Source organism: Methylovulum psychrotolerans (genome assembly GCF_002923755.1).
GTDB lineage: Bacteria > Pseudomonadota > Gammaproteobacteria > Methylococcales > Methylomonadaceae > Methylovulum > Methylovulum psychrotolerans.
Genome location: NZ_PGFZ01000010.1, coordinates 9,877 through 32,166 on the forward strand (window position 1 = coordinate 9,877; position 22,290 = coordinate 32,166).

26 protein-coding genes and 1 pseudogene are annotated in these 22,290 nt (G+C 47.8%); 11 read left to right on the forward strand and 16 right to left on the reverse strand.

Annotation, left to right across the window (positions count from 1 at the left end):
- Nucleotides 1-544, forward strand: a 544-nt coding sequence (locus tag AADEFJLK_RS18245; RefSeq protein ID WP_211299265.1) for a hypothetical protein, incomplete at its 5' end; no start/stop codon positions are given.
- Nucleotides 545-669: 125 nt separating this feature from the next.
- Here the strand turns inward: AADEFJLK_RS18245 and AADEFJLK_RS18250 are convergent.
- A pseudogene (locus tag AADEFJLK_RS18250) lies at nt 670-992 on the reverse strand (transposase); the annotation flags it as partial.
- Between the two features lie 80 nt (nt 993-1,072).
- On the opposite strand from AADEFJLK_RS18250, the gene AADEFJLK_RS18255 reads away from it, so the two are divergent.
- The gene (locus AADEFJLK_RS18255; protein ID WP_088620077.1) at nt 1,073-1,348 is read left to right on the forward strand and encodes a cupin domain-containing protein; all 276 of its coding nucleotides are present in this window, start codon (nt 1,073-1,075) and stop codon (nt 1,346-1,348) included.
- 207 nt (nt 1,349-1,555) lie between these two features.
- Nucleotides 1,556-3,247, forward strand: a complete 1,692-nt coding sequence (locus AADEFJLK_RS18260; RefSeq protein WP_103975287.1) for a multicopper oxidase family protein — start codon at nt 1,556-1,558, stop codon at nt 3,245-3,247.
- 16 nt (nt 3,248-3,263) lie between these two features.
- On the opposite strand, the gene AADEFJLK_RS18265 is transcribed toward AADEFJLK_RS18260, so the two are convergent.
- The 6 genes from AADEFJLK_RS18265 to AADEFJLK_RS18290 form a co-directional block, all read right to left on the reverse strand.
- Nucleotides 3,264-4,502, reverse strand: a complete 1,239-nt coding sequence (locus AADEFJLK_RS18265; protein ID WP_103975288.1) for a (Fe-S)-binding protein — start codon at nt 4,500-4,502, stop codon at nt 3,264-3,266.
- 1 nt (nt 4,503) lies between these two features.
- The gene (locus AADEFJLK_RS18270; protein WP_103975289.1) at nt 4,504-4,947 is read right to left on the reverse strand and encodes a hypothetical protein; all 444 of its coding nucleotides are present in this window, start codon (nt 4,945-4,947) and stop codon (nt 4,504-4,506) included.
- 7 nt (nt 4,948-4,954) lie between these two features.
- A complete protein-coding gene (locus AADEFJLK_RS18275) occupies nt 4,955-5,914 on the reverse strand; it encodes a DUF364 domain-containing protein (protein ID WP_103975290.1) in 960 nt (319 codons plus the stop codon).
- A 21-nt stretch (nt 5,915-5,935) separates the two neighbouring features.
- Nucleotides 5,936-6,799: an SIR2 family protein gene (locus tag AADEFJLK_RS18280; protein ID WP_103975291.1), complete on the reverse strand. Its 864-nt coding sequence runs from the start codon at nt 6,797-6,799 to the stop codon at nt 5,936-5,938.
- Nucleotides 6,800-7,553: 754 nt separating this feature from the next.
- Nucleotides 7,554-7,973 (reverse strand): transcriptional regulator, encoded by a 420-nt coding sequence (locus tag AADEFJLK_RS18285; RefSeq protein WP_088620083.1) that lies wholly within the window; start codon nt 7,971-7,973, stop codon nt 7,554-7,556.
- A gap of 239 nt (nt 7,974-8,212) precedes the next feature.
- Nucleotides 8,213-9,346 (reverse strand): replication protein, encoded by a 1,134-nt coding sequence (locus tag AADEFJLK_RS18290; RefSeq protein WP_088620084.1) that lies wholly within the window; start codon nt 9,344-9,346, stop codon nt 8,213-8,215.
- 266 nt (nt 9,347-9,612) lie between these two features.
- Here AADEFJLK_RS18290 and AADEFJLK_RS18295 point away from each other — a divergent pair, with 266 nt between their 5' ends.
- From AADEFJLK_RS18295 to AADEFJLK_RS18305, 3 genes are all read left to right on the forward strand, one after another.
- A complete protein-coding gene (locus tag AADEFJLK_RS18295) occupies nt 9,613-10,158 on the forward strand; it encodes a carboxymuconolactone decarboxylase family protein (protein WP_088620085.1) in 546 nt (181 codons plus the stop codon).
- Between the two features lie 60 nt (nt 10,159-10,218).
- Nucleotides 10,219-10,851, forward strand: a complete 633-nt coding sequence (locus AADEFJLK_RS18300) for a pyridoxamine 5'-phosphate oxidase family protein (protein WP_088620086.1) — start codon at nt 10,219-10,221, stop codon at nt 10,849-10,851.
- 269 nt (nt 10,852-11,120) lie between these two features.
- Nucleotides 11,121-11,462, forward strand: a complete 342-nt coding sequence (locus AADEFJLK_RS18305) for a zinc ribbon domain-containing protein YjdM (RefSeq protein WP_088620087.1) — start codon at nt 11,121-11,123, stop codon at nt 11,460-11,462.
- A gap of 165 nt (nt 11,463-11,627) precedes the next feature.
- Here AADEFJLK_RS18305 and AADEFJLK_RS18310 read toward each other — a convergent pair whose 3' ends face one another.
- The 7 genes from AADEFJLK_RS18310 to nifB form a co-directional block, all read right to left on the reverse strand.
- Nucleotides 11,628-12,203 (reverse strand): nitrogen fixation protein NifQ, encoded by a 576-nt coding sequence (locus AADEFJLK_RS18310; RefSeq protein WP_088620088.1) that lies wholly within the window; start codon nt 12,201-12,203, stop codon nt 11,628-11,630.
- Nucleotides 12,204-12,205: 2 nt separating this feature from the next.
- Entirely contained in the window at nt 12,206-12,556 is a 351-nt protein-coding gene (locus AADEFJLK_RS18315) for a 2Fe-2S iron-sulfur cluster-binding protein (RefSeq protein WP_088620089.1), read from the reverse strand.
- Nucleotides 12,557-12,581: 25 nt separating this feature from the next.
- Nucleotides 12,582-12,869, reverse strand: coding sequence for a 2Fe-2S iron-sulfur cluster-binding protein (locus AADEFJLK_RS18320; protein WP_088620090.1), 288 nt, complete (start codon nt 12,867-12,869; stop codon nt 12,582-12,584).
- A gap of 39 nt (nt 12,870-12,908) precedes the next feature.
- Nucleotides 12,909-14,192, reverse strand: coding sequence for an FprA family A-type flavoprotein (locus tag AADEFJLK_RS18325; RefSeq protein WP_103975292.1), 1,284 nt, complete (start codon nt 14,190-14,192; stop codon nt 12,909-12,911).
- Nucleotides 14,185-14,607 (reverse strand): ArsC/Spx/MgsR family protein, encoded by a 423-nt coding sequence (locus tag AADEFJLK_RS18330; protein ID WP_088620092.1) that lies wholly within the window; start codon nt 14,605-14,607, stop codon nt 14,185-14,187. Before AADEFJLK_RS18330 ends, AADEFJLK_RS18325 begins: the two co-directional genes overlap by 8 nt.
- A gap of 10 nt (nt 14,608-14,617) precedes the next feature.
- Entirely contained in the window at nt 14,618-14,896 is a 279-nt protein-coding gene (locus AADEFJLK_RS18335; RefSeq protein WP_088620093.1) for a 4Fe-4S dicluster domain-containing protein, read from the reverse strand.
- Between the two features lie 114 nt (nt 14,897-15,010).
- Nucleotides 15,011-16,501 carry a nitrogenase cofactor biosynthesis protein NifB gene (nifB, locus tag AADEFJLK_RS18340; RefSeq protein WP_088620094.1) on the reverse strand — a complete coding sequence of 497 codons (1,491 nt, stop codon included), beginning with the start codon at nt 16,499-16,501 and terminating at the stop codon, nt 15,011-15,013.
- A gap of 577 nt (nt 16,502-17,078) precedes the next feature.
- On the opposite strand from nifB, the gene AADEFJLK_RS18345 reads away from it, so the two are divergent.
- Nucleotides 17,079-18,323, forward strand: coding sequence for a cyclic di-GMP phosphodiesterase (locus AADEFJLK_RS18345; RefSeq protein ID WP_103975293.1), 1,245 nt, complete (start codon nt 17,079-17,081; stop codon nt 18,321-18,323).
- Between the two features lie 140 nt (nt 18,324-18,463).
- Here the strand turns inward: AADEFJLK_RS18345 and AADEFJLK_RS18350 are convergent, their stop codons facing one another.
- Nucleotides 18,464-18,712, reverse strand: coding sequence for a hypothetical protein (locus AADEFJLK_RS18350; protein WP_088620096.1), 249 nt, complete (start codon nt 18,710-18,712; stop codon nt 18,464-18,466).
- Nucleotides 18,713-18,987: 275 nt separating this feature from the next.
- Between AADEFJLK_RS18350 and AADEFJLK_RS18355 the strand changes: the two genes are divergently transcribed.
- The 3 genes from AADEFJLK_RS18355 (at nt 18,988) to AADEFJLK_RS18365 (ending at nt 20,735) form a co-directional block, all read left to right on the forward strand.
- Nucleotides 18,988-19,362, forward strand: a complete 375-nt coding sequence (locus AADEFJLK_RS18355) for a lysozyme inhibitor LprI family protein (protein WP_088620097.1) — start codon at nt 18,988-18,990, stop codon at nt 19,360-19,362.
- 69 nt (nt 19,363-19,431) lie between these two features.
- Nucleotides 19,432-20,112, forward strand: coding sequence for an N-acetylmuramoyl-L-alanine amidase family protein (locus AADEFJLK_RS18360; protein WP_211299266.1), 681 nt, complete (start codon nt 19,432-19,434; stop codon nt 20,110-20,112).
- 128 nt (nt 20,113-20,240) lie between these two features.
- The gene (locus AADEFJLK_RS18365; RefSeq protein ID WP_103975294.1) at nt 20,241-20,735 is read left to right on the forward strand and encodes a hypothetical protein; all 495 of its coding nucleotides are present in this window, start codon (nt 20,241-20,243) and stop codon (nt 20,733-20,735) included.
- A 106-nt stretch (nt 20,736-20,841) separates the two neighbouring features.
- Here AADEFJLK_RS18365 and AADEFJLK_RS18370 read toward each other — a convergent pair whose 3' ends face one another.
- Complete coding sequence (locus AADEFJLK_RS18370) at nt 20,842-21,177, reverse strand: ArsR/SmtB family transcription factor (RefSeq protein ID WP_088620100.1); 336 nt, start codon at nt 21,175-21,177, stop codon at nt 20,842-20,844.
- 112 nt (nt 21,178-21,289) lie between these two features.
- Here AADEFJLK_RS18370 and AADEFJLK_RS18375 point away from each other — a divergent pair, with 112 nt between their 5' ends.
- On the forward strand, nt 21,290-22,039 hold the full coding sequence (locus tag AADEFJLK_RS18375) for a glucose 1-dehydrogenase (protein WP_103975295.1): 750 nt from the start codon (nt 21,290-21,292) through the stop codon (nt 22,037-22,039).
- Nucleotides 22,040-22,290: the final 251 nt, after the last annotated feature.

The window sequence follows — 22,290 nt, forward strand, 5'->3', positions numbered from 1 at the left end:
TGAAAGTTTTAGAGAGATTTTAGAAAAACCAGGGAATGGTAATTGGAAAGGACAGACTTATGAGCTTACAAATCCTGCAATTAAGTCAGCAATAGATTTGGTTTCAGAGTTGGTTGATCTCTATGATTTCATTTATGAAAAATTTCCTGATGCTTATAATAAAGCTGGTGGGAAGTTCGGAAGAATAGAAGGGGTTCGTATTTATAACGACCAACATACTAATGATAAAAAATATTCTAAAAAGCCATTCCATACTAAATACTATGGACGAGAAACGGAATTTCAATATGCTGATGGTTTCATTGTTCCATTAGTAGTTGGATTAAAAGAAATAATGGAATTAGATGACCAAGACAAAGTTAAGTGGTTATTTGATCCAAAGGCATTTCTAACTCATAACATTGCCAATATACTCGGAATGTATAGCTCTATTATTAAATTTGCAAAGTTTGATCCACAAAAAATCGGCAAAGACAAGGGAAGTTATGAAATTGTTGCAGGTGCTATAAAAATGTCAGCCTCTAACTACAATAAAAGTAAGTAGTGGTGCAGAAGTTTAGTAAATATCCAATATAAAAAATATGGTATTTATGGTGTGTGAACTGCTCAAAACGGTAAAACAAGTCGCTAACACGACCCACTAATAATAGTCATCTTAGGGGTGATGGCTCAACCCCTAAGGTTCAACTGCTCAATCCGCTGGTCTTCCTGATGCCTGATGCCTGATGCCTGATGCCTGATGCCTGATGTATTTAGCATGGCTTCATCCCTTCCCATTGTCGATACAAAGTATCCCCGTGCCCAAAAATGTTGGCCAACAAAATTTCCTTTCTTTACACCAGACACCCGTGCCAAATGGGTTGTGCTTTTTCCTTTGCTATAGCCAACCACTTGCGACACAACATATTCTAGCGGGATCAAATGCCCCTCTCAATCCGGCTTTCTTTCTGCCTTGCCAGCGTACGGAAAACTTCCCCAAAATGCGGGCGCAACTCCTTAACAGCACGGCATAGCCGCCAGCGCGTAAAAATGCTAAAATTGAAAATCTATCCGTTATTTATCAAAGGAAAACATGAGCCAAATCACTATTGAGCACAACCCTAGCGAAGAACGTCTGCAAGCTTTAGGCGTGGCGGGCTGGTCTATCTGGGAAAAAGAAATATCCACTTTTCCTATCGACTTTGACGAAACCGAGACTGCCTATATCTTAGAAGGCGAAATTATCGTCACTCCGGCTGGCGGCGAACCCGTGCGCATTTTGCCCGGCGACTTGGTGGTGTTCCACGCCGGTTTGGACAGCCATTGGGAAGTGGTCAAACCTTTGCGTAAGCACTATAGCTACGATTAGGCCAACGGCACTTTAGCATCCTAAAAAGGCATCTTACGGATGCCTTTTTTATGGCCGGACACTCGGTTTTTAAGGCAAAACGGTGACCTTTAAAAAAGTATCGCCCCGATAACTTGAATATTAATAGTTGCTAATATAAAATCCTTACTATCATTGGGTTATTTGTGCCTGATGCTTAGCTAAGACCCTGTCGTCTGAGGAGATTTTATGTTTGCCAATAATAACAATAACTATTCCCGCCGCCGTTTTCTAAGCCATACGGGTTTGGGGATGCTGGCGTTTGCGGGTATGCCCAACCTGTTACAGGCAATGGAAGGTATGCAAGCCATGCCGAAAATGCCGCCCCGCCTCGCCAACCCGCAGTTTAAACCCGATGTCGAAATCGAACTGTTCTGTAAACCTGCCGCCGTGGCGATTTTAGTCGGCCAACAAACCCAAGTGCTGCAATATACTGCCCGTTTGCTGCAAGGCCCTAAGGATACCTTGACGGAAATCGCCGGATCGTATTTAGGGCCGATTATCCGCCTGCATAAAGGCCAAAAAGTCCGCATACTCTTACATAACGGCTTGTCCGAAACGACGGTGACACACTGGCATGGCCTGCATGTCCCAGCCGAAATGGACGGCCATCCGCTTTACGCCATTGCTTCGGGCGAAAAATTAGTCTACGAATTTGAGGTGCTAAACCGTGCAGGGCTAAACATTTACCATCCGCACCCGCATGAAACCACCGCGAAACAGGTTTACCACGGTTTGGCGGGGGCATTAGTGGTGAATGATGACGAAGAAGCCGCCTTAGGCTTACCCTCCGGTGATTATGAAATTCCTATCGTTATTCAAGACCGCCTGTTCGATGCGCAAAACCAATTGGTGTATGTGCGCCATCAGCATGACCGGATGATGGGCTTTTATGGCGACCGCATATTGGTTAACGGCAAAGCGGATTTTCAGTTAGATGTGGACAGCCGGGCTTACCGTTTGCGGTTTATGAACGGCTCGACAGCTCGGATTTATAAACTGGGTTGGGATGACGGCACACCCATCACCGTCCTCGGCGTGGACGGCGGGTTACTGGAACAGCCGGAAACCAAACCGTATATGATGCTGGCACCCGGCGAGCGCCTGGATGTTTGGGCGGATTTCAGTGGCCGTCCCGAAGGTTCGCAACTGGTGATGCGCAGTTTGGCGTTTAGCGGCGTGTTGCCCAGCATGGGCATGATGATGCAACGTGGCGGCTTGGCGGTGGGTAGCGAGTATCCTATTTTTACCGTTAAAGTCACGCGTAAAGTCAGTGACAGCCCTAAGCTTCCCCATACTTTAGCCAAACCGCACCGTTACGCTATCGCCGACACCGCAAACCCTAACCGCCCCGTACCGATAGCCATTACCGAAGCGCACATGGCGATGCTGTTGAATGGCCGCAGTTATGCTTATAACGATGTCCAAGACAGTGAGCGCATTCCGGTCAATACCGTGCAATTGATGGAAATTTTTCATGCCCATGGAGGCGGTATGGGGATGTCTGAGGCAAATCCCAAGCAAGCGGCAGACCATCAGAATGGGGGCATGGGTATGATGGGTCACGGTATGGGTGGGATGCGGCAGGGCGGCATGGGCGGTAGTATGGGTATGATGATGTCAATGGCGCACCCTATCCACTTGCATGGGCAAGCGTTCACTATCATCAGCCGCACTATCGCCACTGGCAATGAAGAGCATTATGCCACGGTGCGCGATGGCTTTATCGACAACGGCTTAAAAGATACCGTGTTGGTGATGCCCGGCGAAACCGTCCGAATCATTAAACCGTTTCAAGATTTCAAGGGCGTGTTTATGTACCATTGTCATAACCTTGAACATGAGGATATGGGCATGATGCGGGATTTTTTGGTGGTGTAAGCTAACGCTAAGCCTTTCACAAAGGCAGTTGTTGCGCCAAAAGTTGCAAAGGGTTCCCAATATTCAGCCCGTCGGCATTAAGGAAAATGGTGCAACCGAAATTACTGCTGACCGTACCATCAGCAGGCGTGTTAGCTATCGCCTGCTGTTTAAGCTTGCGTAATTGTGCGGCGTTGTCGGGGTGGGTAAGCATGTAACTGCCACCCGCACCGCAACAAATGGCGTTATCGGCAAGGGGGAGGACAGTTAAGCCGGGGATTTTTTGTAATAGCTTATAAACATTTTGCTGGTTTTTCAGGACATGGCGTTGGCTGCATGGTTCATGTACGGCAACGGTTTGCCCTAAAGGCCGTAACTGTAAACTATCCGGCCAGTGTTGCAATAAAAAAGCGTTAATGTCCTGTAAACGGTGCTGGAATTGCCGGGCGGCTTCGCTGTCGGCACTTTTGTAGCTGTCTAGCATAGCGCCGCAACCGCTGGCGGCATAGACTACGGCATCGACAGCCAAGGCGTTAAACACTTTAAGGTTTTGTTCTATAAGGTCGGTGGCGTAAGCGCCATTATGCTGGTGTATCGCCCCGCAACAACCTTGTTGTGCAGGAACGGTAACATCGTAGCCAATGGCATTCAATAACCGGGTAGCGGCCTGCAAGGTAGTACGGTCAAAATACTCGGCCAGACAACCTGTAAATAGAGCCACCGTACCGCGTACGGGTTGTGGGCTAGGATAATAAGCTTTCAGCGGTGTGAGGGCAGGCGGGGTTAAGAGGCTTTCTGCGTTGCGGCAACCGAGCGCGTCAAGCAGGCCGCTACGGCGCAACGGTTTTTGCAGGCCGGATTTAAGGTAGCCGCTTAGCAACGGCAGCAAACGGTTGCGCCAAGCTTTATGGGCGATAAACCAAAAAGCCAGTTTTTTTTGCCAAGGCGGCGTTTTTGCCAAGAGGGCTTGGGTTTGGTCGAATAAGTCGCCATAAGCGACCTGGCTGGGGCATATCGCTTCACAAGCGCGGCATTGTAGGCAATTGTCCAAATGTTCGCGTTCTTGGGTGCTGATGGTTTGGTTTTCGACGGTTATTTTGCTGATGGTACGCAAACGCTGACGGGGGGTTTCTTCGTTGATAGACTGTAAACGGAAGGTGGGGCAAGTGCTGACGCACAGCCCGCAACGTAGGCATTCGCCAGCATCGGGGATGTATGGCCCGGAAGTTAGGTTGGCCGGGTTGGCGTTAAAGTCCATGTCCATAAATTCAAACACGTCAGGACTCCATGACGGTGCTATAGGCGCGGCGCAGCAATTCCATTTCCGCAGGTGGCCTGCCGCGCAGTTCAGGCAAAGTCCGCAATTGGCAAGCACGGCTTTGCAGCAACTTATGGGGAGGGTCGAGCAACATGAACCGCGCCATGTAGACGGTGATGATGCCGTTCGGGGTGTCAATCTGTACACTAAATTCGGCTTCTGCGCGTAACAGATCATTATCCAGTTGTAACTGTTGGTTAATGTTCTGGATAAGTGCCGAAGGGTGGACGCTGACTTTGCTGTCGGTATACTCTTCAGGTTCTAAAGCACTGGATAGCGCAGGTAACGGCTGGGGGAAACACACACTGCCATTGCTGTGCTGGACAAACAGGGTCAAGGCACTAATGTCGCCTTTGTAGTAAAGCAAGAGACGGTAGTTGCTAAAGGGGTTATTGCTATTCATGGTAAGCCTAAGTCAGATTGCCGTAATTGTCCCATAATGGCTTATAACTGCTGTCCAGCCTTGATAGGCGGCTATGGGTTTCTTCCAAGAGCCTATAGCCAGGAAAACGGCTGGTGTTGCCTGCTTTATACCAGTTGTCCATCGCTTCTGTCAGGTGGTTTTTCTCAACCGCACAAGCGGCTATTTGTTGTTTTAACCAAGCCATGCTATTACTTGGGCTCAGATCGGCAATACGGTAACGGACAGCGTTGTGAAAAATCCGTACACCGCCACCTTGGGCGGCGGTATGATAGAGGGCGTTGGCATCAATAATGTCCACACCCGCAAGATAATCAATGCCGAATTCATGCAGCTGCGGCAACCAAGGCGTAGTTGGCCCCATTAACACCGTTTTGGCGGTGGCGGACAGTTCGGCCAAACGCGGAAAGGTTTTATTGGGGATGGAACTGGCGGTTAAAAATACCCAATCGGCTTTCGGCAAGATAAATTCGCTGGCGGCATCGGGCAAGTCGCCCGCCACGGGTTGTTTTTCCAATACGGTCAGATGCAGTTGTTCCTGATAACGTTCGATGCCAGGATAATGCCCGACCACCACCACATTTTGCCCTTGCAGTTGCGGTAAAAAATGCTCGAATACGGCAAGGTTAGGCTGCTCCTGCTGTTCCAGCAATACTGATTCTGGCAATGGTTTGGCGTTAATGCAACTGTTAATCGCTGACATCGCCACAGTCGCTTTATAGGGCTCCCAGTCCGTAACCCATGCCGCTAGGTCGGTTATGGGTTTGCCTGTCAAAGTACCCGACCAAGGCAGGGTACGGGTTGTAATAGCTGGACTCATTGCCAGGCCGCTGGTGCCGTTTTGGCTTTGGCATACTGTCCATACCAAACCTATCATCAGCGTGTCGACAGTAACATTGCTATTGCACTGGTCTATTAACAGTTCATAAATCCGTTGGCTGGGGTTCATAGATTTTCTGTTATCGGAACATCAGGCGGTTTTTTTCTGTGGTTGGTTAAATCCCACCACTTCCAACCAGTCTTCTATGTCGGCATTAACAATTTCTAGGCCGATTTTTTTGCAGAAGCGGACTTCCTTATCGGTAGGGTTTTTATTCAATATCCAACCTTTAGGTTCCGCCCCGTCCCTGATAATGTCGCTCATGACCATGCGTTCGGAGTCACGGTTCAGGCGCATCCCTAAGAAAAGGTATTGTTTATCTTTACGGTAACTTTTAAGGAATTCAGGGATGGCGAAACCGCCCATTAATTCGGTGATGTAATCGACATAATCGGCGTCGGAAGCGACATAATTGCCTTCCGGTTTGGGTGTGCCCATCGGTTTGAACAAAATTGGGAGGGTCGGATCGACTTGTTCTTGGGGAATCTCAAAATATTCTTTGCCGTCGAAATGGTAAATCCGGTAACGGTATTGGCTGGCGGTAATTCTGGCGACCCCGACAATTAAAGTATGTTCTTCGTTAGAATAGCTTTCTTGTAATTGCGTATCGCGGTTTATGTCGATGACGTAGGTAGGTTTCCAGTGCGCCAACCAATCGTGGGTTGCTGCGCGGGTCCATTCGGTTTGGCCATAGAGTCTGGTTAGAAATTGGCCAAGGAAGTTACGGCCTCTTTTTAGTTCCAAATTCATTGCAGCTCTAGGGAATTCATACATCAGTTTGGGTGCCATGGGTCGGCCGTCATTCATTGCCAAAATGAGACTGTCGCTGTCGGCAGGCATAGCTTGTCCTGTCAGTTTGTTTTTGGCATCGAATAAAACGCCTGGGCCTAGGTAAGGTATGATTTTATTCTCGTAAAGACCGTTTAACAGTTCGGCAAAAATTGCTGAGGACATGGACAATTCCTTTATTGATTAAATATAAAGGATCTATGCAATTATTAATCCAAGTTTGATATTTTTTATATTAAATGTTAACTAATTGTTTTAATTTAATTATTAAATTTAGATAATGCAGACGTAAATAATAGGATTGTGGTTTTTATGACAATGTTATTTTGGCGTTGAATTTCTGACAAATTTGGTTTTTTGAGTTTGACTGTATTTTTTGGACGATTGTTAATATTAGTTGCTTTTGGAAACATGGAAATGTTGTGAACATGATTTTTAAATGGGTGTCATTTTGTTTTGCATTGCCGAGTGTTTTTGGGGGCTTTTTTTGTGTCTTCCGTTTAATTCCCTTTAAAAGGATAAATAAGGAAAAGAATAAAGAAGGAAGGCTAAAAAAATAGCGATTTTTATTATTTAAATCATATAGGTATAATTTCACTTGCGACCTATACCTACCGACATCTGCGACCTATACCTACTGCCTAGGGGTTACCTGCGACCTATACCTACCGCCTTTTTACCCAGTTGCGACCTATACCTACCGCTACTGCGACCTATACCTACCGCCTTTTTTATCTGTTGCGACCTATACCTACCGCCTCGGCCTGTGGATAACTTTTTTTTCCGGCTATTTTTTCCTGCTTTTTACCCAGTTGCGACCTAAACCTACTGGGTTCTGCGACCTATACCTACTGCCTCCATTTTTTGCTGGCGGCTTTTTTTGCTTAAACGTATCCATTTTTTTGTGCAATTTTTAGGGTTAGGGGATAGGTTTTGCCGTTATGCTGAGTTCGTCGAGAAATTGGTTTACCCAATGGCCTACGCGTGGCAAGCAACCGTTTAGTGAAGCGTGTTTTTCTGGAATTTTAAAAAAATCGGGTTCGTGCAGATAAGGATTGCTGATTTTGCCGACATCTAGGGCATCGTGGCTTAGGTCTACTATGCGCCCGTCGATTATATTGTATTGGTGCTGGTAATTGCCGTGGATTTCCCCACCGAATAGTTGGTTCATGAATAGGCTTCCGTATTTGCATGAGCCTGATAGGTCTTTTGGCGGCAGTTTTTGCCGTTCATTGGCTTGCTCACACCATTTGCGGAACACAAAAGCTTTCGCTAGGGCGAAGTTTTCATAAGAATAGTCTATTTGTGCAGGTTTGCTGCTTGTCCAATCGGTGGTCATTTTAGGGAGTCTCCGTTAATGGTATGCCCTTCAATGGTTAATTGTTGGGGATGTTGGCTAGGATTTTGTTTTTATTTGAGTTGCGACCTATACCTACCGCTAGGGTTGGTTTTTGCCGTATTTTACAGATTGTTGTTTTTGATTGAGGGGTTTCCTTTAGTTGCGACCTATACCTACTGCCTTAGTGGATTTGATTTTGGCGGTTTATTCTTGATTTTTTCTGTAGTTGCGACCTATACCTACTGCCCTTGCTGTTCTGTTTTGTCTTTTGAATCTTTTTGGCGTTTATTGGCAGCTTTGACATCTTTGACAAATTCCGGATGTGGTGACAGTGAGTATTTGATGTCAAGGATTTTGTTTTTTTCCCCCCGAATATCTTCTAGTTTGCTGAAGGCGGTTAGGGCGTGGTTGTTGATCAGCTCCGCCAAGGCATCTTCAAATTTTCTTACCGCATCATTGGTGCGTTTATATTCTAAAAGTCCGCTGTCGCGCCGGATGGTTGATAGCCATATCTGATAAGGGACAGTATAAGACGCGTTAGTGTAGTTGTGTGAGAGCTTTTTATGTATCCAACGCGCCAACTGAGTGCTGTGCGACATCATTTGGTGATAGTTAAATTGACGGAAGCTAAGGGAATCTATGCTTTGGGTGACTAATGGATGGAAATGGGCCACCCATTTGGCGGTTGGGTCGTCTTTTATCTGTTCTTTTGAGACAGCCGCTAAGGAGGGTAGGTAGTTGGTTTTGGCAAAGCCTTTGCCGTCCGGCAATAAAATTTCGATGTGGCTACCCGATAAAATATTTAGGCTTTTGACAATTTCGTAATAGGAGCGGGAGTGGCCGCGTTTTTTTAGTTCTGTCCTTAATAAATGTAAAGAAAAGACCACGCCGCTTTTAAATTCCGGTTTGTCAAAAAAGCCGCGTTGTTGTTCCGAGGCGATTTTTCTTAACGCATCTTCCACGAGTTCTTCATTGGCGCTGGGGTAATAAGCCTTATCTATATCGTCTTCGCTGTCGATAATGGCGGGTGTGACCCGGATTTTGTATTCTTTATGCCGATAAACAAAGGTTTTTTCCAGACGCGGCAGAAAGCCTTCTTTTGTCCTTAAGCCGTTCATAGCCTGTTGCGATATGGCAAATTTAGGTAAGCTGTCCCACAGTTCTATGGTATTGGACAGCTTATCTTTTTCATCATGGGTGTTGCATAGGAAAGTTTGGAACAGGTCAAGTTGGTCGGACTTAAAGGCGTTGGAAGAAGGTAAGTTGATATCGCCTTTTTCTTTAAGTAAAACCATACTTTTTTTCGAGCTTTTGCCCGGTTTTTCAGGAGGGGTACGCGATGTTTCTTTTTGGGTGGGCAAATTTTTTGGCATTTTTTTTCTGGAGTCGGATGACATTTTTTATGCGCCCATTGTAAGAAATGTAGCAGTGGAAGTGAAGTGTAGCAAGTTGTTGCCGGATTAAACAAACTTAAATCGGGTCATGGTATGGCGTGGCGGATGATTATTCTATTTATTGTAATAATATATTGTAATTTGTGGCTATTCTTATTTTAAATGAAATTTAATACAGTATGTCTACCCGAACTGAATCGGGTCACTATTATCAGTTAATCATTAAATATTATAGGAATCCTATCATGAGCCGTATCAATACCGTCACCAAAGAAACTGCCGATGCCGAACAACAGGCTTTATTTACGGCTATCCAGGCTAAATTGGGTATGGTACCTAATTTCTTAAAAATACTGGCCAATTCCCCTGCGGCTTTGCGGGCTTTTTTGGGGCTGCATAGCATCGCCAATGAAGGGAGCCTTGATCCGCAAACCCGCGAGCGTATTGCTTTGGCGGTGGCGCAACAAAATGCCTGCGATTATTGCGTGTCCGCACATACCGCCATTGGCCGTAAAGCAGGCTTGGACAATGCCGAGATCCATGCTAACCGTAGCGGTACTAGCCATGATGCCAAAGCGGCCGTAGCGGTTAAATTTGCCCGCTCTTTGTTGGAAAACAGCGGTGAAGTCACTACGGCGGAAATCATTGAGGCCCGTGCCGCCGGGTTTTCTGATGCGGATCTGGTTGAGATCATCACCCATGTGGCGATGAATATTTTTACCAATATGATCGGTAAAGCTAGCCATGTCGATATTGATTTTCCTAAAATTGATCTGAAGCTTGTGGCTTAAGCATTTTTGACCCATGCCAGGGCTACTTTGAGTAGCCCCGGTTTTTTTAGGAGAATAGCGATGGCTATGGCTTTTTCGGAAATAACGTTTACCCCTAGTGTGAAAGCGGCTCAGAGTTTATACGGTAGCCGAGCCAAAAATAGCCGCTTTGAGGTTGCTGAGGAGCAACGCAATGTCTTAACTGAAGCGGAGATGGCGTTTATTGCCCAACGTGACAGTTTTTATCAAGCCACCGTTTCCGAAACGGGTTGGCCTTATGTACAGCATCGCGGTGGCCCGGTCGGTTTTTTAAAAGTGCTGGATGGGCGAACTATCGGTTTTGCTGATTTTCGCGGTAATCTTCAATACATTAGTGTCGGCAATCTTATGGCGAATGACCGTATTTCGCTGTTGTTTATGGATTATGCCAACCGTAGGCGGTTAAAGCTGTGGGGTAGGGTGCGTGTCGTCCATGAGCAGGATGATCCTAGCTTGCTCGCCCGTTTAGAAGTGCCGTCTTACCGCGCTAGGGTAGAGCGTGGTATTGTCATCGAAGTCGAGGCCTACGATTGGAATTGTCCGCAACATATCACACCGCGTTATAGCAAGCCCGAAGTGGATAGCTTGCTTGCGCCTTTAGTTGCGGAAATTGCCGACTTAAATGCGCGGTTGGCGGCGATGGTACATTTATCAGGCAGTGATTTAATTGGGTAATGTCATGATGACATTAAACGCATTTTCTAAATGCCGCCCTATCTCAGGTTAACTAGAGTCATTTTTCGTTGGGTTTTGCGTCATTATTGACCTGCTCCGGCGACTATAATCCTTAGCATCTCATTTTTCTGTCAATTTATATGTATTTATCCTGGTTTTTCCTGCGATTAAGTAGACAATAAATGCCCTGATCTGGCATTATGGGCAGTTCAATAAACCTTGTCTCCGACAAGGTTAAGAAACTCTTACAGTAAGGTAAAGAAACCACCATGAGTACACTCCCCCCCTGCCCCGCCTGCGCTTCAGAATTCACTTATGAAGACGGCAGTATGTATATCTGCCCTGAATGCGCCCATGAGTGGCCGCAAGACGGCAGCGCTGAAGACAGCAGCGACAGCCGTGTTATTAAAGATGCCAACGGTAATGTCCTCCAGGATGGGGATAGCGTCACCGTCATTAAAGATTTGAAAGTGAAAGGCTCGTCGTTAGTCGTGAAAGTCGGCACTAAAGTCAAAAATATCCGCTTAGTTGACGGTGACCATGACATTGACTGCAAAATCGACGGTATTGGCGCGATGAAGCTTAAATCGGAATTTGTTAAGAAAATCTGATGTTGTTGGCGGTTGTTTGGTTTACCCAAGATCTGGGTAAGCCTAGCCAAATGAGGGCTTGGAGCGCGGGCATCTTGCCCGCAAAGGGGCGGGCAAGATGCCCGCGCTCCAAGGGCGAAATAGTCTTATGATAAGACTCGCCAAGATTATTTTATGCATATCCTTTTAGTTTTCGTTACCATAGCATTTGCTATAGTCGATGCACAGGTCGCAAGAGGGTACGCGGCATAAGTACAGCCCTTCAGATTCGCAGAGCTGTTTGTAGAGGAATTTCTTCCATTTCATATCTTTAGTATTTTTTGCCGCCAAGTCGGGGAAATTATACTGTAACAAGGCGCTCAGTTGCGCCCTATTCCATAAGCCCATGTCTTGCCAGAGATGGTCGCTGCCAAGACAGGCGGCGACAATGATGTCGGTGATGATGCCGCTATCCTCGGCAACGGCGTAGTGCGCCAATAAGCCGACCAAATCGTCTTTTTCCAGCATCCGGCTGAAATCCACGGGGATACCTGATGGGGCTTGTTCGGGTAAGGCCGCATCAGGAAAATAGTGCTGTTTTAAGTGTTTGAATTGCCCTGCCGATAAGCCGAAATAATCCGGTAGCGCACCTTTGCCCTGCCACCAACTCGCCAGCATATAAGCTAGCCACTCGCCGTTAGGGGTGGGTAAAGGTCGGGTGGTCAGGTCTTGGTAAACGCCAAAGACCGGGTCTTCGGCTCGTCGTTGCGGCAGGGCAGACATGCTTAGTACTCGACTAAGATGTCTTCGTCTCTGACGATCATCTGGCAAGCCAAACGCCAAGGTGACGGTAAGTCATCGACAATCATTTGTTCCAGCTCTTCTTTGGTGATTTTGCCATGCTGTCTCAGAATGGACTTTTCTTTTTCGGTTAAAGGGCCGCCCATGCGTCCGGGTTTTTTGTCGACGCTGGTGACTTTCACTAAGCAAGTGCCGCAGTCGCCGTCTTCGCATTCAAACTCGATGGGGATTTTGTTTTCGCGGGCCAGCTTTAATAAGCTTTGGGTGTGGCTGCCCGCTACCGCATAAACGGTTTTGTCTTTATATTCAGGATTGGAAAAGGTAACTAAGGCCATGATCTTCTCTTTAAGTAAAGGGTTATCAAACAGGTTTGACGCAGATTTTGCCGCCCAGCACTTGGGCTTGGCAGGCTAGGCGGTTGTGTTTGCCCGCCATATTTTCGCGTAATACCTTGTCTTCCAGTACTGACGGCTCGGTCAGGTTGTTCCAGCCATCGGTGACTTTCATAATGCAAGTACCGCAATCGCCTTCGCGGCAACCATAAGTGATGCCTGAGCCGACTTTTTCGGATATTTCGATAATGCGCGTACCAGCCGGTGCGGAGACAGTGATGTTAATGTCTTCAAAGGTAATCGTTGCTTTCGCCATGGGTGTTGCTCCTGTGGGAGGTTGTTAATATTATGGTTACTATGCCAAATCCGCCATATCGATGACCTTGCTTTGCCTTAAGCCGTTAAGTTCTTGCGCCAACTCGCGCCCGAAGCCCCGGCACAGCTCAATTTCTTCATCGGTGGGGATCAGTTTTATGCGCAGCCCTGGCACGGGGACCCGCAGTTTTAGGCCGCGTAAGCGGTCTTCGACCATCTTGACGGCTTCGCCAGTCCAGCCGTAAGAACCGAATACGCCACCCACTTTCGATTTGAGGTTAATCACCACCAAAGATGACAATAAGTCCCAAACCGGCTTGACCGCGTCGCCGTTAATGGTGGGGGTGCCGAAGACGATGCCGTCGGCCCCTTCGATCAGATCGACAAACGGGGCAAGTTCGCTACCTTCCAGGTCATACAAGGAGACCCGGACTTGGTCTATGCTCATCGCACCTTCGTATATGGCTTCTGCCATCCGCCGCGTATTGCCATAAGAACTGATGTAGAAAATCAATAAGGTTTTTTCGCCGTCGTGAATGTCGCTGTGCAAAGCGGATTGCGACAGTTCGCGGTAACGTCGCACATAGCGGTGCGGGCGGTCACGCAGTAACGGCCCATGCGCGGGGGCGATGTTGGTCAGCGGCAATAACGGCTCTATCAAATCCAATGCCCGGTTCACATAATCTTTGAAAGGGCGCATGATGTGCGCGTAGTAATATTCAAACGAGAAGCGGAAGTCGCCGACTTCATCGTTAAACAAGCGGTTATCACAAAAATGGCAGCCGAATACATCACCGGAAAATAAGGTGTTTTCTTCCGGCAAATAAGTGCATTGGGTATCGGGCCAATGCAGATAGGGGGTATGCAAAAATTGTAGCGTCCTATCGCCCAGTGTTACGCTGTCGCCCGTCAAGACAGGGGTATAAGCAAGGTCATTTTGCTTGAGCAAGGCCTTGACCATGGTTTGGGCTTTTTGCGAGATGTACAGGCGGGCTTGCGGGGCGCGGCGCATCAGTTCCGGCAAAGCTCCGGTGTGGTCGGGTTCCAGGTGGTTTAAAACGATGACGCTGATTTCGTCATAACGGGCAACGGTTTCCAAACGGGCAAAAAAATCGGCGGCAAAGTTTTCCTTCACCGTGTCGATAATGGCGACTCCGGCACTGCCCCTGACCAGATAGGCGTTATAGCTGGTGCCGTTGGCGGTTTTCAGGATAATGTCAAAGGTTCTTAAGTTCGGGTCTAATGCACCTATCCAATGGACGCGCTCAGATAAAGCCACTGCTTGGGGAATACCGCCGAGGCTGAGTATCGGGGGCTTATTCATGGCGGCAGGTGGGCTGTGCCGCCGTTTTGGCACAGCTTTGCAGGTCTTGCGAGGTGTCGGCACTGGCTAAGCCTAGCCAAGCGTCAACCTTCGGTAAGTCAAATCCCGCCATTAAGGTATCGCCGACCTGCATGAGCGGGCGGCGTATCAGTAACGGTTGCGCGACCATAAAGGCCAAGGCAGCTTCGCCACTGAGGCCACCCGGATCGATTTCGCGGTTTTTGATGGCAGGGGCACTGTAGTTAAACCAATCACGCACCGGCAAACCGGTAAAAAAAGCGCGTAACGTTTCTGGCCGCCAAGCTTCGGTCAGCAGATTTTTGGCAATGACCTGATGGCCTGCGGCCACCAGCATTTGCTTTTGCCGCGCGTTGCTTGCGCAACCGGGTTTTTCGTAGAAAATGACCGTAGCCATTGCCAAATCCTCAGTGTGATTGCAACTCGGCCATCGCTTCCGCCATTTTTTCCGGCGGAATTCCGGTCAAGGAGCCAGGCGGGTTAACCGCTTCGCCCTGGGCATTTAAAATCGCGCCTTCAATCGGACAAATGCTTGCGCATTGATATACGGGAAAGTCCCCTTCACATTCGGTGCATTTGTTGGGGTTTACCTTAAAATGTGGTTTCGCTTCGTAAATGGCTTTACTGGGACAAACCGGTTCACAGGCAAAACAATTCACGCAAGACTCTATGATTTTTACAGCCATAACCAGCTCCTTAAGTTGGGTTTACCCCAAGTTTTGTCTAGTACGCGGCCGGAAAAATGTTGGGCTGCCAAACAACCTACAGCCCAACGTTACCCCCCACGGTACACTTAACTGTTAAGCGCTCGCCCGCATTGCTTCGGGTTTAGCGTCTAATTTGCCTGCCGCCGCCATTTCTTTGTAAACTGCCATGACGGCCTCTTCGATAGGCTCCATAGCATGTTCGCCGTTCGGCATGATGCCGGCGTTTTCCAGCAACTCCCACGGTTCATAACCGACTTTGGAGCATAACACCGCCTCGCAACCTTCCAACGTCCGCACTGTCCGCTGTAAGACGCTTTCGCCGTCACCACAAGTGCTGTCGCCGCCGCAATATTGGTCGGCTTTACGGTGGCTGATAAAACGCACACCATCGGGCGAGGCCTCATAAATCAAAAACTCTTTGGCATGACCGAAATGGACGTTAATGACCCCCTGCCCGCTGGTCGCCACCGCCATCAGCACCGGACGGGTCGCTAATTTAGGTTCGGCTTTAAATTGCGTCGATTTCTCGGCCTTTTCCAAACGCTTGCTGTCCATTTCCGCTTGGATTGCTTGATGGATGACTTTGCGTTTTTCCATCGCTGCCTGATAATCAATCTCCATTTCTTCAATCTTATCCAAGGTAAACTCATCGCCTCGGTCTTCGCCCAGCAAGCCCACCGCGTCAGCACGGCATTGGCGGCAGTGGCGCATCATGTTCATGTCACCGGAGCAGGCATCTTGCAGATCCTGCAATTCGTCATGCGTCGGGCCACGTTGCCCCATTACGCCGTAAAATGTGCCGTGTTCGGCTTCGGCAATCAGCGGCATAACGTTATGCAAGAATGCGCCCTTAGATTTGACCACGCGGCTGACTTCCGCCAAATGCTGGTCATTGACCCCTGGGATCATCACTGAGTTGACCTTAACCAAAATGCCTTTGGCGATCAGCATTTCCAAACCTTTTTGTTGCTGGTCAATCAGAATCTTCGCGCCTTTTTTGCCTTTAATGCGGCGGTTATTCCAGTAAATCCACGGATAAATTTTCGCGCCGATTTCAGGGTCTACGCAGTTGATGGTAATGGTGACATGGTCGATATTGTGTTTGGACAACTCCTCTACGGCATCAGGCAAGGCCAAGCCATTGGTGGAGACGCACAATTTAATGTCCGGTGCTTCTTCGCTTAAGCGACGGAAAGTCTCAAACGTACGCTCTGGATTGGCTAACGGATCGCCGGGGCCGGCAATACCTAACACGGTCATTTGCGGAATGGTTGCCGCTACGGCCATAGTTTTTTTAACGGCCTGATCGGGGGTTAGCAATTCTGATACCACACCTGGACGCGATTCGTTAGCACAATCGTATTTGCGGTTACAATAATGGCATTGGATATTACAAGCAGGTGCTACCGCAACGTGCATACGCGCAAAATAGTGATGGGCATCTTCGGAGTAGCAGGGGTGGTTTTGCACCTTCTCGCGGATTGAATCGGGCAGTGCATCCATTTGATTTTCGGTAGTACCGCAAGAACTGGCAGAACAACCACTTTTAGCCGCAGGGGCTTCGTTTAAGACGGGCAATTGCATGATAATGACCTCGTGAAATGTATTTGCGATAGGTCAAAGCATACGCCGTGCCAAAGTCGAAAAATATTTTAAAATAATGATTTTATTTAATTATTTTTTGTTTTCTGCACGTTCAATAAGAGATTGTCCTAAATATGACAGCCATCTATTAAATTTTTGTCGTGAATGGCACAATGCACTCTGGGCAAGCTTAGCCCGCAAGTCGGCTATCAAAAGCTTACGCGTTTAACAGTGCCATAAAGTTGGATGGCTTTAGCTTATTGCCGACAGCCTTAGCCCTATGCAAGCACTAGGTTTTGCCCAGTAATGGCGGCTTGTTTAAGTGATATTTAGGGGCTAAATGGCAAAGACGCATATAGATAGCGGTTTTAGCGGTTTTTGAAATATAATGTGCCTTTACCTACAGAACTAAACGCTACAGCCGCCGCCTATAAGATTTATAGGGTGTTTTCTAAATAGTGCCGATGCTTTTTAGGTTTCCCGTAAACAAAAAAACAGCAGGGGCAAGAGCTGCTAGGTTTGCTGTATCTTAAACGGCTAAGCCGTTTTTACTCTACTACTCATTATTGAATTTGCTATGATTGAAATTGATACAAAAAAATTGGTAATTGGTATGTATGTGGCCCGCCTTGACCGGCCTTGGCTGGAAACCTCTTTTTTATTCCAAGGTTTCCGCATTGAAAACAATCATCAAATAGAGCAACTGCAAACCTTTTGCAAAACCGTTAAGATAGATGAAGAGCAAAGTTCGCCCTTAGTATCCTTTGAAGCCTTTAAGCCGTCGACAGGCCGCCTTAACGGCACACCGCCGCCGCCCACCGCCGCCCCGCAAGACCAAAAAGCCCGCTTTTATGAGGACATGGCGCAAGCGAAATCGGTTTATGACAACGTCTCCGGTTCCTTAAACAAAGTCCTGACGGAGTTTCGCCTCAATAACTACATTGCCATACCCGAAGTTAAATCTTGTGTGCAAAGTGTCATCGGCAATATTATGCACAATCCTAATGCCTTGGTGTTGTTAAGCAACCTGCGCTCAAAGCATCAGCATTCCGCCAAACATAGCGTTAACACCTGTATTTACGCGACGCTATTTGGCCGTTATTTGGCGTTTAACCCGGAGCAACTGGCTACTTTAAGCACGGCGGCTTTACTGCATGATGTCGGCGAAATAATGCTGCCTAAAACGATTGTTGACAAAAAGCCTGATGAGTTGAGTGCGGAAGAAATTGCCCAATCGCAACTGCACACCCAATACGGCGCGGACATGCTGCGTAAAATTACTGAGCTGCCTGCCGAAGTGGCCGAAGTGGCCCATTCACACCACGAAAGAATAGACGGCAATGGCTATCCGCGTGGCCTAAAAGAGACTGAAATTACGCTAATGGCGAAAATAATCGGCATTATTAATGAGTATGAAAGGCTGACCAATAATCCTAACCCTAAGCTGCAATTATCCAGTTCTGATGCGCTAAAGGCCATTTATGCCCTGCGCGATAGCTGTTTTGACGCTGGCTTGGTCGAAGGCCTTATCAAATGCTTAGGGATTTATCCGATCGGTAGTGTTGTGCTACTGAACAATGGCTCTACGGGCATCGTTATCGGTATGCGGCAGGACAATCACTTATTGCCGACAGTGATGATTATCCGTGATCCGACGGGTGAACTGCGCCATCCGCCCAAAGCCATTAACCTTGATAAATTCAGGGATAAGGAAGGTAAGCCGATATTGTTGATCAGTAAGGTGCTTGAGGTTAACAGTGTCGATGATGACCTGCGTGACTATATTTTGGCGGAACTGGTGACAAAAAATAAGCCGATGTAAATGTTTGGCTGCGGATACGCTGACCGCCAAGCTTTACTGCCGCGCCGTGGTTATAAAAAACCCATCAAGCAAAAAGTGCTATGGGGGTTTATCTTGGCTTGGCAGTTTTGTTAAGCGTCCTTGTCCCTCTTAAGGTCTGCTTAATAGCCAAACCTTCCAGAGGGGCCGCGATAACTGTCGTGGGTGTCGTGGTCGGCAATCAGGCCTAGCCTTTTCGTGACTTCACGCTCCCAGGAGTCCGGTCTCTTACTGCCATTAGCTATAGTGAGCAAGGCGTAGCGGATTAGGTCTTCCGCCGTATCCGCCAATACGGGCTTGCCGCTACGTTTATGGAGTTTCAGCATATATTCAAATTCGCGGAAAATGTCGTCGTCAATGTGGATTTGCATTATTACACCTATTGAAGTTTTTTAAAGAGGCTAAGCGTTTTTGGCAAAGCTTAACATTCGGCGCTATTTTTATCCATAAGAGGACTGCTGGGGTCTTAGCTGTCTGGTGACTTATGTTGGTTGGTGGTTAGGGGGGCATTTGCTGTCCGGCCTTTTATCAAAGGTCTTCCGGTACTGTTCTCCCAGCCGGATGGTGAAAATGATTAGCTAAAACGGTAGTTATTGGCTGATAATAGCCTTTCCGCCCCCCTCACCTACTACTTAAGGTCTATTGTATGAACAAGATTGCCCTGCTTGCGTTGCTGATCCTGCCCTTACTTGCCCATCAGGCATACGCCACTTGCGATAAGCCGACTAACGATTTTGAGGGCATCTATTGCCTTGACAAAATTTATTTGGCGGCCGACCAAGAGTTAAATGATGTCTATAAAAAACTGAGAGGGCAATTGAACGCGGCAGGCAAAGAGGCGTTAAAAGCCGGGGAATTAGACTGGATATCCAGCCGCAGCAACCAATGTTCACACCATCAGGAAGGGGAATTTTTTGTTAATTTGGATTGCGCTACCAAAACGACGGTTGATCGCTTGCGCTTTTTGCAAGACCGTCTCCGCGAATGCACCAGCTCCGGTTGCCAAAATAGCAAGTTGTAAATACTCTCCCCTATGCTGATAAAATGTCCTTACGGCTTATGTGTACTTGGCTTAACCCTGTTACCCGTCTTGCCAAGCTTTGCGAAGCCGCCTATTGTGGCGATTGATGCCGGGCATTCCATCGCCCATTCGGGGGCGACCAGTGCGTCCGGTAAACCTGAGTTTGATTTTAACGCCGCACTGGCCACCATTTTCAGCAATTTTCTGGCAGCACAAGGGGTGCAGGTCATTAAAATAGGCCATGATGGTATGATGGCAGATTTGCTGCAAAGGCCACAACTTGCCAATGCCGCAGGGGCGGATTTTTTCTTGTCCGTACACCATGACTCCGCGCAACCACGCTACTTTAGGCCTTGGCAATGGGAAGGTAAAACGTTACAGCATACTGACCATGCCGCCGGATTTTCTTTATTTGTCTCCAGAAAAAATCCCCATGTCGCCGAGAGTCTGCGGTGCGCCTCGGCATTGGGCAAATCCTTGCGACAAGCAGGCTTTTATCCTTCCCAACATCATGCCGAAGCGATTGAAGGCGAAAATAAATCCTGGGCAGACCAAATTAACGGCGTATTTTATTACGACAATCTAGTGGTGCTAAAAGCGACGGTTATGCCTGCGGTCTTATTAGAAGCGGCGGTTATTGCTAACCGCCAAGACGAAGACAACATCACCAAACCGCAAGTCCGCCAGCAAATGGCGGTAGCGGTCGCCAAAGGCCTGTCGGCGTGTGGTGTCCTGCCGCCATCCCACTAAGAAACGGACACGGAATAACACGGACAAAGGCTAGGCGGTACAAGCCTTGGGTCGTGGGCGTTTTATCCACCAGGCCGTGCAGGTTTTTATACCCCTTTCTAACAGCCTATCCCATTAAGGACATCGTTATGCTGAAAAAACTCTTGCTAACCCTGTTAGCCGTTCTGGTCATTTTTGAAGAATGGTTATGGGATATCCTTACCGCAACCGGACAATGGTTAGCCCGGATACTCAATTTGGAGCGGTTCGACCAATGGCTGATGGCTGCACCACCATCACAAGCCGTGTTAGCTTTATTAGTGCCCGTGCTGATAGTCACCCCTATCAATCTGTTCGCGCTCTTTCTGCTGACCCACGGGGCTATTTTAGAAGGTATTCTTCTGGAGATTGCCGCCAAATTATTGGGTACCCTTTTAGTGGCACGGGTATTCAAACTAGTGCGCCCCGCCTTGCTCACTTTTGTATGGTTCGCTAAGCTGTACAGCACTATTGTCGGCCTGCTGCAATGGGCGCATGAGCTGGTGCATAATTCCGCTCTCTACAAGCTCAGCGTTAAGGTAAAAACGGCAATCAAACAGCAAATCGGGCTATTTCGGAAGTATCTTAAGGCGTTTTTCAACTAAGCCTTATCCATCAAGTACGGCTATATTGAAACGCTAGGAAAGCCCAGATAACCGCTCCAAAGCAAATTTTTACGTTATGTTGAACGTATTGTATTGTCACAATGGCCTACACTGCTTTCTGCTGTTGCGCGTAAGCTTCAATAATAGCCAGAATCATAGGCCCAAACCGCTCTTTCAGTTCAGCACAACGTGTTGAGTTGATTAATTCCACGCCTTTGCGCTCGCTACGGATCAGACCTGCTTCGCGCAAGATACGAAAATGTTGGGATAAGGTGGATTTAGGCAATAACCGCTTTTGAATGGTTAAAAACGTCGAACAGTTTTTAGCGCATTCCGCAGTGGCCAGATCAGCGTAGATTTCTATACGCACAGGATCAGAAAAGGCATGTAAGATGCCTTCGACAGTGACGTCTTCTATAGGTGGGTGATAAGGGGTTCTCATAGAGCTGATCATACCACACTTGACAGCATCGCTTAATAGTTCCATAATTCCGAACTAATGAATTAATCAATTCATTGCGGTAATCTAATCTTTCAATCTATAGGGGTGTTTTATGAGCAAGCTTTCCGGAAAAATCGCGGTTATCACTGGCGGCAACAGTGGTATTGGCTTAGCGACCGCTAAATTATTTGCCCAAGAGGGCGCTACCGTCATTGTCACTGGGCGTAGGCAAGCGGAACTCGAGGCGGCTGTTGCTGAAATTGGTCATAATGCCGTTGGTGTCCAAGGTGACGTGTCAATATTGGCCGACCTTGATAAGCTCTATGCCGAAGTCAAAGCTAAATTTGGCCATATTGACATCGTTTTTGCTAATGCGGGCATAGCTGAATTGTCCCCGATTGGGGCCGTGACCGAAGCGCATTTTGACAAGCACTTCGACATTAATGTCAAGGGCTTATTGTTTACTGTGCAAAAGGCCTTACCGTTGCTGGTGGACGGTGCTTCGGTCATCCTCAACTCGTCGATTGTGAATGCAAAGGGTTTTGAGGGCTTTGGTGTGTATTCCGCTACCAAAGCCGCCGTACGGTCTTTTGCTCGCACTTGGACGGTAGAATTAAAAGCCCGCAAAATTCGTGTTAATGTCGTTAGTCCTGGCCCTATTGAAACCCCGATTTTTGACAAGATGGGTCTGTCGGTAGAACAGACCGATGCTATGGGAACGGCTATGGCAGGGTTGGTGCCTTTAGGCCGTTTTGGCCACCCAGAAGAAATCGCCCAGGCCGTGCTTTTCTTGGCTTCTTCTGACAGCAGTTATATTGCCGGCATTGATTTATATATCGATGGCGGTATTGTCGCGGTTTAAATGGCAGGCTACATGTTGATACACTCGGTTATAAGCCATTGTGCAAATCGCTTATAACCTTGGCACTGTGTTCTATGCCGCCCAATTAGTGACGGCATCTATAAGCCAGCCTTAATCACTTTTCATTCGCTGCGAGACAGGAGTCGAGTAGTCCCCAGAAGCGATAGTGCCTGAGTTTTCACGAAGCGAAGCGGAAGTGAAAATGCAGGCTATACGAAATCGCGTCGAGTCATTGGAGAGCATGTGAGCCA

Excerpts from the sequence above, each read along its gene's own strand:
- AADEFJLK_RS18255 (WP_088620077.1), top strand. The coding sequence starts at position 1,073 with ATGAGCCAAATCACTATTGAGCACAACCCTAGCGAAGAACGTCTGCAA.
- AADEFJLK_RS18260 (WP_103975287.1), top strand. The coding sequence starts at position 1,556 with ATGTTTGCCAATAATAACAATAACTATTCCCGCCGCCGTTTTCTAAGC.
- AADEFJLK_RS18270 (WP_103975289.1), bottom strand. The coding sequence starts at position 4,947 with ATGAATAGCAATAACCCCTTTAGCAACTACCGTCTCTTGCTTTACTAC.
- AADEFJLK_RS18275 (WP_103975290.1), bottom strand. The coding sequence starts at position 5,914 with ATGAACCCCAGCCAACGGATTTATGAACTGTTAATAGACCAGTGCAAT.
- AADEFJLK_RS18280 (WP_103975291.1), bottom strand. The coding sequence starts at position 6,799 with ATGTCCTCAGCAATTTTTGCCGAACTGTTAAACGGTCTTTACGAGAAT.
- AADEFJLK_RS18285 (WP_088620083.1), bottom strand. The coding sequence starts at position 7,973 with ATGACCACCGATTGGACAAGCAGCAAACCTGCACAAATAGACTATTCT.
- AADEFJLK_RS18290 (WP_088620084.1), bottom strand. The coding sequence starts at position 9,346 with ATGCCAAAAAATTTGCCCACCCAAAAAGAAACATCGCGTACCCCTCCT.
- AADEFJLK_RS18295 (WP_088620085.1), top strand. The coding sequence starts at position 9,613 with ATGAGCCGTATCAATACCGTCACCAAAGAAACTGCCGATGCCGAACAA.
- AADEFJLK_RS18300 (WP_088620086.1), top strand. The coding sequence starts at position 10,219 with ATGGCTATGGCTTTTTCGGAAATAACGTTTACCCCTAGTGTGAAAGCG.
- AADEFJLK_RS18305 (WP_088620087.1), top strand. The coding sequence starts at position 11,121 with ATGAGTACACTCCCCCCCTGCCCCGCCTGCGCTTCAGAATTCACTTAT.
- AADEFJLK_RS18310 (WP_088620088.1), bottom strand. The coding sequence starts at position 12,203 with ATGTCTGCCCTGCCGCAACGACGAGCCGAAGACCCGGTCTTTGGCGTT.
- AADEFJLK_RS18315 (WP_088620089.1), bottom strand. The coding sequence starts at position 12,556 with ATGGCCTTAGTTACCTTTTCCAATCCTGAATATAAAGACAAAACCGTT.
- AADEFJLK_RS18320 (WP_088620090.1), bottom strand. The coding sequence starts at position 12,869 with ATGGCGAAAGCAACGATTACCTTTGAAGACATTAACATCACTGTCTCC.
- AADEFJLK_RS18325 (WP_103975292.1), bottom strand. The coding sequence starts at position 14,192 with ATGAATAAGCCCCCGATACTCAGCCTCGGCGGTATTCCCCAAGCAGTG.
- AADEFJLK_RS18330 (WP_088620092.1), bottom strand. The coding sequence starts at position 14,607 with ATGGCTACGGTCATTTTCTACGAAAAACCCGGTTGCGCAAGCAACGCG.
- AADEFJLK_RS18335 (WP_088620093.1), bottom strand. The coding sequence starts at position 14,896 with ATGGCTGTAAAAATCATAGAGTCTTGCGTGAATTGTTTTGCCTGTGAA.
- nifB (WP_088620094.1), bottom strand. The coding sequence starts at position 16,501 with ATGCAATTGCCCGTCTTAAACGAAGCCCCTGCGGCTAAAAGTGGTTGT.
- AADEFJLK_RS18345 (WP_103975293.1), top strand. The coding sequence starts at position 17,079 with ATGATTGAAATTGATACAAAAAAATTGGTAATTGGTATGTATGTGGCC.
- AADEFJLK_RS18350 (WP_088620096.1), bottom strand. The coding sequence starts at position 18,712 with ATGCAAATCCACATTGACGACGACATTTTCCGCGAATTTGAATATATG.
- AADEFJLK_RS18355 (WP_088620097.1), top strand. The coding sequence starts at position 18,988 with ATGAACAAGATTGCCCTGCTTGCGTTGCTGATCCTGCCCTTACTTGCC.
- AADEFJLK_RS18365 (WP_103975294.1), top strand. The coding sequence starts at position 20,241 with ATGCTGAAAAAACTCTTGCTAACCCTGTTAGCCGTTCTGGTCATTTTT.
- AADEFJLK_RS18370 (WP_088620100.1), bottom strand. The coding sequence starts at position 21,177 with ATGAGAACCCCTTATCACCCACCTATAGAAGACGTCACTGTCGAAGGC.
- AADEFJLK_RS18375 (WP_103975295.1), top strand. The coding sequence starts at position 21,290 with ATGAGCAAGCTTTCCGGAAAAATCGCGGTTATCACTGGCGGCAACAGT.